7 protein-coding genes are annotated in these 7226 nt (G+C 68.4%); 6 read left to right on the top strand and 1 reads right to left on the bottom strand.

Annotated features, from left to right (window positions below):
• On the bottom strand, positions 1-1073 hold a 1073-nt coding region (locus tag AC5RUJ_RS08125), incomplete at its 3' end, for a thiamine pyrophosphate-binding protein (RefSeq protein WP_494155747.1).
• 102 nt (positions 1074-1175) lie between these two features.
• On the opposite strand from AC5RUJ_RS08125, the gene AC5RUJ_RS08120 reads away from it, so the two are divergent.
• The 6 genes from AC5RUJ_RS08120 to AC5RUJ_RS08095 form a co-directional block, all read left to right on the top strand.
• A complete protein-coding gene (locus tag AC5RUJ_RS08120; protein ID WP_494127753.1) occupies positions 1176-2333 on the top strand; it encodes an RsbRD N-terminal domain-containing protein in 1158 nt (385 codons plus the stop codon).
• A gap of 192 nt (positions 2334-2525) precedes the next feature.
• Positions 2526-3887 carry an MFS transporter gene (locus AC5RUJ_RS08115; protein ID WP_494002080.1) on the top strand — a complete coding sequence of 454 codons (1362 nt, stop codon included), beginning with the start codon at positions 2526-2528 and terminating at the stop codon, positions 3885-3887.
• Positions 3884-4279 carry a RidA family protein gene (locus AC5RUJ_RS08110; protein WP_494127754.1) on the top strand — a complete coding sequence of 132 codons (396 nt, stop codon included), beginning with the start codon at positions 3884-3886 and terminating at the stop codon, positions 4277-4279. Before AC5RUJ_RS08115 ends, AC5RUJ_RS08110 begins: the two co-directional genes overlap by 4 nt.
• Positions 4272-4892: an RraA family protein gene (locus AC5RUJ_RS08105; RefSeq protein ID WP_494127755.1), complete on the top strand. Its 621-nt coding sequence runs from the start codon at positions 4272-4274 to the stop codon at positions 4890-4892. Before AC5RUJ_RS08110 ends, AC5RUJ_RS08105 begins: the two co-directional genes overlap by 8 nt.
• Positions 4893-5081: 189 nt before the next feature.
• A complete protein-coding gene (locus AC5RUJ_RS08100; RefSeq protein WP_494127756.1) occupies positions 5082-5735 on the top strand; it encodes a GDSL-type esterase/lipase family protein in 654 nt (217 codons plus the stop codon).
• A 10-nt stretch (positions 5736-5745) separates the two neighbouring features.
• Positions 5746-7226: DEAD/DEAH box helicase (locus AC5RUJ_RS08095; RefSeq protein WP_494155746.1), on the top strand; the 1481-nt coding region annotated here is incomplete at its 3' end.

Below are 7226 nucleotides of genomic sequence, written 5' to 3'. Positions count from 1 at the left end.
GACGGCTCGGCGGCGCCGGCCTCCGGCAGCCCGGCCAGGGCCTCGGTGAACGCAACCGGATCGGCCACTATGTGCTGGTCGAGGCGCCCGAAGTGCCCCAGCGTGTCGCCGGGCATTACCACCACGGTCTCGGCATCCAGGCCGGCGGTGTACCCGTCGCTCAGGACGTCCGCGCGCGGGCAGCCGATGAACACCAGCAGATCAGACTTATCGAACCGTGCAGCCAGCGCGTCACTGCGGGCGTAGCCGAGCGACCCTACGTAGCTGTTGCCGCCCTCGAGCCGGTGCGGCACGGCATCATAGGCGCGGAAGTCTGCGGCCACCGGGATTCCACGCCCGGCCGCCCAGCGGGCCAGCGCCTCGCCGGACTCCTGCGTCCAGCTTTCGCCGCCCACCACGATCATCGGGCGGCTGGCCTGTGCCAGCCTCGTGCCGAATTCCTGCAGTGCAGACGACGACGGGGCCGTGCGGGCCAAGGCTCGCGGCGTCACCGGGACGCCGCCCGGGACCAGGTGGGTGAGAACGTCCTCGGGGAGGCCGATGACCACCGGGCCGGGCCGGCCGCTGAGGGAGGTGTGGATGGCGTCGTCCACGACTGCGGCTGCCGAGGCTGCGTGGTCGAGGACCAAGACCTTCTTGGCGGTGCTGCCGAACCAGGCGTTGATGTCGAACTCCTGGAACGACTCACGTCCGCGGTCGGCCACCGGGATGAGTCCGACGAAGAGCACCAGGGGAGTGGCGTCCTGATAGGCGGTATGGACGGAGATGAACGCGTTCGCCGCGCCGGGCCCGCGGGTCACCATGGCGATCCCGGGAAGGTCGGTCAACCGGCCCTCGGCCAGCGCCATGAACCCGGCGCCTCCCTCATGGCGAGTGACGACGGTGGTGATCGAGGAATCGTGCAGGCCGTCCAGGACATCGAGGAAGCTCTCGCCCGGGACGCCGTAGACGCGTTTCACCCCGGCGGCCTCGAGCTGTGCCACGATCAGATGTCCCGCGCTGATACCGGCGCCGGCGCCGGCGCTGCCTGCGTTGCCGGACCTGCCGGCCTCCGGCATGGCTGTAGTGCTCACGCTGTTCCCTTCCTTCGGTCTTTGTCTCGTTCCATGCTGGCAGCAGCCAACTTCGAAGTAACTAGCTGAAGCCAACCCCTTTGGCGCGTTTAGACTGTGCTCATGCACACAGTCCTTGGCGAGACGTCCGACCGTGCCTGGGCCGGTCTGGTGGCGCGGCTGCGGCAGCAGGCCGGGGCGTTGAAGGCGGATTTCGTCCGGCGGGTTCGGAGCATCCCAGGCTACGCGCAGGACCTGGTCGGCCACGACGACCTGGAGTCGACGGCGGCAGGGTCCCTCGAGCTGATCCTGGACTGCCTGGAGGAACCCGCTTCCTATCCCGGCCTGCTGAGGTTTGCGGAGGAACTGGGCGCCCGCCGGGCACGCCAGGGTGTGCCGCCGGAGGCGCTGATTTCCGCCGTGCGTCTCGACTTTCCGGTGGTCTGGGGCAGCCTGTTGGAGCTGTCGGGCCCCGAGGACGCCGCCATGCTGACAAACCGGGTGGAAACCGTCTGGAAGGTGGTTGACGACTATGCCGCCGCCGCCCATTCCAGCTATCTCGCCGAGCGTATCCTCATGGCCCGGGAGGAAGCGGGCGTGCGGCATGAGTTCGTGGCCGCGTTGTTCGGGCCGGAGGGCCAGCTGCCGGAGACCCGGAACCGCTTCGCCACAGCGTTCGACGTGAATCCGGACGGCCGGTTCGGGATAGCCGCCGCGCAGGGGAAGGCCGCCGCGGCGCTGCGGCAGCTCGCGTCCTATTCACACCGTGGGGCGCCGGCCTTCCTGCATCAGGCGGACAAGTACACGTACGTGTTCTGGCCCGAAACGCAGGGGATGCAGGACCTGGGCGGGGTGCGGGTCCCGGCACCGCTGGCATCCGTTCCCTGCGGGGTGCACGGCCCCGTGCTCGGACTTGGGGAACTGACGCCGGCGGCGAGGATCGCCGCGGTGCTCAGCGATCTGGTCAACAGCAGTGACAAGCAGCCGTTGACCGTAGGTGAGGACTGGACCCGCCTGACCCGCCTGCGGATGGCGGGGATCGGCATCGATGTCAGGGCCGGGCTCGAGGCACAACTGGCGGTTTGCCGGCCGGACGAACGCGACCGGCTGGAAGAAACCGTGCTCAGCTTCATGCGGAACGGGAGCGTCACCGAAACCGCCGAGCACCTCTATTGCCACCGCAACACCATCCTGAACCGGCTCAAGCGCTTCAAGGACCTGACCGGCATTGACCTGATGAAACCCGTGGAGGCGGCCCGCGCGGTTGTCGCCTGGGCCTAAGGCAAACCTCGGGGGCCTGTAGGGGTTGTGTCGGCGCGGGTGTGCAGATGCCCAGCCCCGGCGTCCGAAACGTGTGTGCTTAGCGATTGTGAGGCACACTACACGCCGGGATAGTGGGTAAACGATTCGAATGCGCTCAGCACGAGCATGCGGCCCTGCCGCCGACCACTTCGCACCCCTATTGGAGATGCAATGTCCCAGCATGTGACACCCACCAGCGCGGCCGCGGCCCGTTTGGACCGCCGGAAGATGCGGAAGATATCCACGGCAAGCGTCATCGGCACCACCGTCGAGTGGTACGACCTGTTTCTTTTCGGCACCGCGTCCGCGCTGGTGTTCAACCGGATCTTCTTCCCCGAGCTCGACGGCGCCGTCGGCACCATCCTCTCGTTCCTGACCTTCGCGTCGGCCTACCTGGCCCGCATGGTGGGGGCCATCCTGTTCGGTCATTTCGGCGACCGGCTGGGCCGCAAGTCCATGCTGCTGATCTCACTGATGACCATGGGCGCGGCGACCTTCGCCATCGGCCTGGTGCCGGACTACTACACCATCGGTGTGGCGGCGCCGCTGCTGCTTCTGCTGCTGCGCCTCATCCAGGGGCTGGCGCTCGGCGGCGAATGGGGCGGCGCAGTGCTCATGACCGTTGAGCATGCGCCGGAGAACCGCCGCGGCTTTTTCGGCTCCATGGTGCAGATCGGTGTTCCGATCGGAACCCTGCTGGCCAACGTCGCGTTCCTCATCGTGGCCTCGAGCATGAGCGACGAGGCCCTGCTCAGCTGGGGGTGGCGCGTTCCGTTCCTCCTCTCCGCCGTTCTGGTTGCGGTCGGAATCTACATCCGCCTCAACATCGAGGAGACTCCGTCCTTCCAGATGGTCCGCGAGACCGGGGCCAAGGCCAAGCTGCCGTTCGCCTACCTGATGAAGCGCTACTGGAAGCAGGTCATCCTGGGCGGCGTCGCCACCCTCTCCACGGGCAGCACCTTCACCCTCCTGGTCGCTTCCGGCGTCAACTACGGCACAGCGGAGCTCGGCTACTCCAAGGACAAGATGCTCTGGGTGGTCATGTTCGCCTGCGCGCTGGCGTTCGTCGCCATCCCCTTCTTCGGCCGGCTCTCGGACCGCGTGGGCCGCAAACCCATCATCTTCGCCGGCATCATCGCCGAGGCCCTCCTGGCCTTCCCGTTCTTCTGGCTGCTCAACTCCGGATCCGAGCCGCTGCTCTTCGTTGCCTACGGCCTGATGATGCTCGCCTTCTCCGCCAACTACGGACCGATCGCGACCTTCCTCGCCGAGCTCTTCGGGTCCAAGGTCCGTTACTCCGGCCTGTCCGTTTCCTACATGCTCTCCGGCCTGCTGGGCTCCGCGGCTACTCCCGCGATCACCGTAGCGTTGCTGGCGGCCACCGGCCAGAGCACGTCCATCGCCTGGTACATCATGGGCGCCGCAGTACTCTCCCTCATCGCGTTGTACCTCCTGACGGAGACCCGCCACGGCGATATCGACGCCGTAGACAACACGGACACGGTGAAGGCATTTGCCAAGGCGGAATCGTGAGCATTCGCCGCATCACTGCAGCGCCGGGTGCGGTGGGGCCGGTGGGGCCCTACTCCCAGGCGGTGGTGGCGAACGGTTTTGTTTTCACCTCCGGGCAGATCCCGGCGGGGCCCGGCGGCCTGACCGATCAGCCGGAGAACTTCTCCGACCAGGTGCGCCAGACCATCCGGAACCTCGAAGCGATCCTCATCGAGGCCGGCAGCGGCCTGCAGCACGTGGTCAAGGTGAATACCTACCTGACCAGTGCTGACCAGCTCGAGGAATACAACGCCGTGTACGACGAGTACTTCGGCCCGCACCGGCCGGCCCGCACGTCGGTGTGCGTCAGCCTGTGGGGCGTGTCCCTGGAGATCGAATGCGTGGCAGTGGTTCCAGGGGCAGACCATGGATGAGTTGCTGCGGAAACTGGGCCGGGTCAGCCTCCCCACCCTCGGCCACTTTCTGGAGGACGGCTTCTGCAGCGGGGACATCCGGAGCATCGTGCCGGGTGTCCGCATGATCGGGGTCGCCGCCACTGCGTTAATTCCCGACGCAGATGCCGTGGCCGTGAACCAGGCGCTGGTCCGGCTTCGTCCCGGCGAGGTCTTGGTTTTGGACCTGAACGGGGACCGGAGCCACGCCCCGGTGGGTGCGGTCACCTCTGCCGCGGCAAGGGCCCGCGGTGCCGCGGGCATCCTGGTGGATGGACCGGTCACCGATCTCGCGGATTTGCAGGCGGCGGACGACGGCGGGGCGTTGCCGGTGTTCGCGCGCGGCACCACGTGCCTGACCACGAAGCGGCACGGCTCCGGCCGGTCGCAGTTCGGTGTCGCGGTCACCATCGGCGGCACCACGGTGAATCCCGGCGACATCGTCTTGGGTGATGAGAACGGAGTGGTGGTGCTGGCGCCCGAGGTGGCAGCCGCCGTCGTCGATTCCGCCCTTGCCTCGGACGATGCCGAGCCGGCGATCCTGAAGCGGATCGCCGCGGGGGAGCCGCTGGAGGACGTGCTCTACCTCGGCTAGCGAACAGTAATTCGCTCAAGGACCCGGGTGCGCTCTACGGCGCCCGGGTCCTTTCGTCCTCTGGCCTGCTCCAGGGGGATAGGGGCGCACCTACCGGGTGGTCGGGGCGGGGGGATAAGGTGTGCTCACCGGCCCGAGTGCCCGCCCGCGGTCCCGAAAACCTCACCGACCCTGAAACAGGAGGGCGACATGGCAGCTGACGCACCCGGCAGCACCGGCCACGTCGTGCTGCTCGGCGACTCGGTGTTCGACAACGCTGCCTATGTTGCCGGCGGCCCCGACGTCGTGACTCACCTTCGCGGGCTGCTGCCGCGCGGGTGGCAGGCCACGCTCCTGGCCCTCGACGGCGCCGTCATCAGCGGGGTCGCCGGCCAGCTCCGCTCCCTCCCGCGGGACGCCACGCATCTGGTGATCAGCGTGGGCGGGAACGACGCCCTCGGTTTCGCCTACCTGCTCAATGAACCGGCCGTGTGGGCGGCCGAAGCCCTTGCAATGTTCGCCGATGCCCAGGATAAATTCGGCGCCGGCTACGCCGCGATGCTGGATGCGGTCGCGGCCACGGGGCTGCCGACGGCGGCCTGCACCATCTACGACACCCCGCCTTCCGGCCCCGATCAGCGGATCATCCGGTCGGCCGCCGCCCTGTTCAACGACCACATCACCCGGGCCGTCTTCGCCCGGGGGCTGGCGCTGGTGGACCTGAGGCTTATCTGTCCCGAAGACGCCGACTACGCGAATCCGATCGAGCCCTCCGTCCAGGGCGGCCGCAAGATCGCGCACGCCATCAGCGCCTACCTGTTCCCCGAGCAGGCCGCCCCTCGCTCGCTGGTCATCGGCGCCTGAGCGCCGGAAGATGCCGGACAACGAACGCCTTGAAGCCGGCTCGGTCGGCGCGGCCGGCGCCCGCGGGCTCCGGGAATTCCGGGACCGGCTGGGCTTCGAACTGGACCCGTTCCAGGTAGAGGCCTGCTCGGCGCTCGAGCACGGCCGCGGGGTGCTGGTCGCGGCCCCCACCGGGGCCGGCAAGACGGTGGTGGGGGACTTCGCCGCCTTCCTGTCCGTCGCCCAGGGCACCAGGACGTTCTACACCACGCCCCTCAAGGCGCTGAGCAACCAGAAGTTCGCCGATCTCTCCGCGGCCTACGGAAGCGCCCGGGTCGGCCTGCTCACGGGAGACAGCAGCGTCGATCCGGACGCCGACGTCGTCGTCATGACCACCGAGGTGCTGCGCAACATGCTCTACACGGGATCCCCGGGCCTGGAGCGACTGGCGTATGTGGTGATGGACGAGGTGCATTACCTGGCGGACCGGACCAGGGGAACCGCGTGGGAGGAGGTCATCATCCAGCTCCCGGAAACCGTGCGGCTGGTCAGCCTCAGCGCCACCATCTCCAACGCCGAAGAGTTCGGGGCATGGCTGGAAGCGGTCCGGGGCGCTACCGCCGTGGTGGTGTCCGAACACCGCCCGGTGCCCCTGTTCCAACACGTCATGGCCGAAAACCAGCTGTTCGACCTGTTCGCCGAGCCCGTCGCCTTTGACGAGCTCGACCCGCAACCACCGGCGATGCTGGACGGGCATCCGCTCAACCCCCACCTGCTGGCGCTGTCCGACGCAGCCTCGCTGGCCGGATCCACCGCCGGCGATGAGCAGGAGCGCGGCCGGACCCGGCAGTTCCACCGGTCACGCAGCCCGGCAGAAGGCGGCCGAGAGTCCAAGCCCTGGGCGCAGCTGCTCCAGCGGCTCGGCCGCGACGGGCTACTGCCGGCGATCGTATTCGTCTTCTCCCGGGCCGGGTGCGACGCCGCCGTCCGTTCCTGCACCGAATCGGGACTCTGGCTGACGGACCTGCGCGAACGCAGGGAGATCCTACGCCGGGTCGAGGCCGCGGACCTTGGGCTGACCGGGGAGGAGGGCGAGGCGCTCGGAATCCCAGGGTGGCGGGAGGGCCTGCGCCGTGGCGTCGCCGCGCATCATGCGGGATTGCTTCCGGCGTGCAGGCAACTGGTGGAGCAGCTGTTCGCCGAGGGCCTACTCAAGGCCGTTTTCGCCACGGAGACCCTGTCCCTGGGGATCAACATGCCCGCCCGCTCGGTGGTGCTCGAGCGGCTGGAGAAGTTCGACGGCGAGGCCATGGTTCCCTTGACCGCGGGCCAATATACGCAGCTGACCGGACGTGCGGGCCGGCGCGGCATCGACGCGGAGGGCCACGCCGTCGTGCTGTGGAGACCGGGAGTGGTAAGAGCTGAGCGTGCAGCGATACATTCTGCGACTGCGGGCCTCGGATCAACCCGGCATCATCCACACGATGGCCGGCGGCATCACCGCCTGCGGAG

Source organism: Arthrobacter sp. Y3223164 (genome assembly GCF_059091005.1).
Note: the sequence above shows the minus strand (reverse complement) of the source record. Positions and strands in the feature narration are given on the sequence as shown.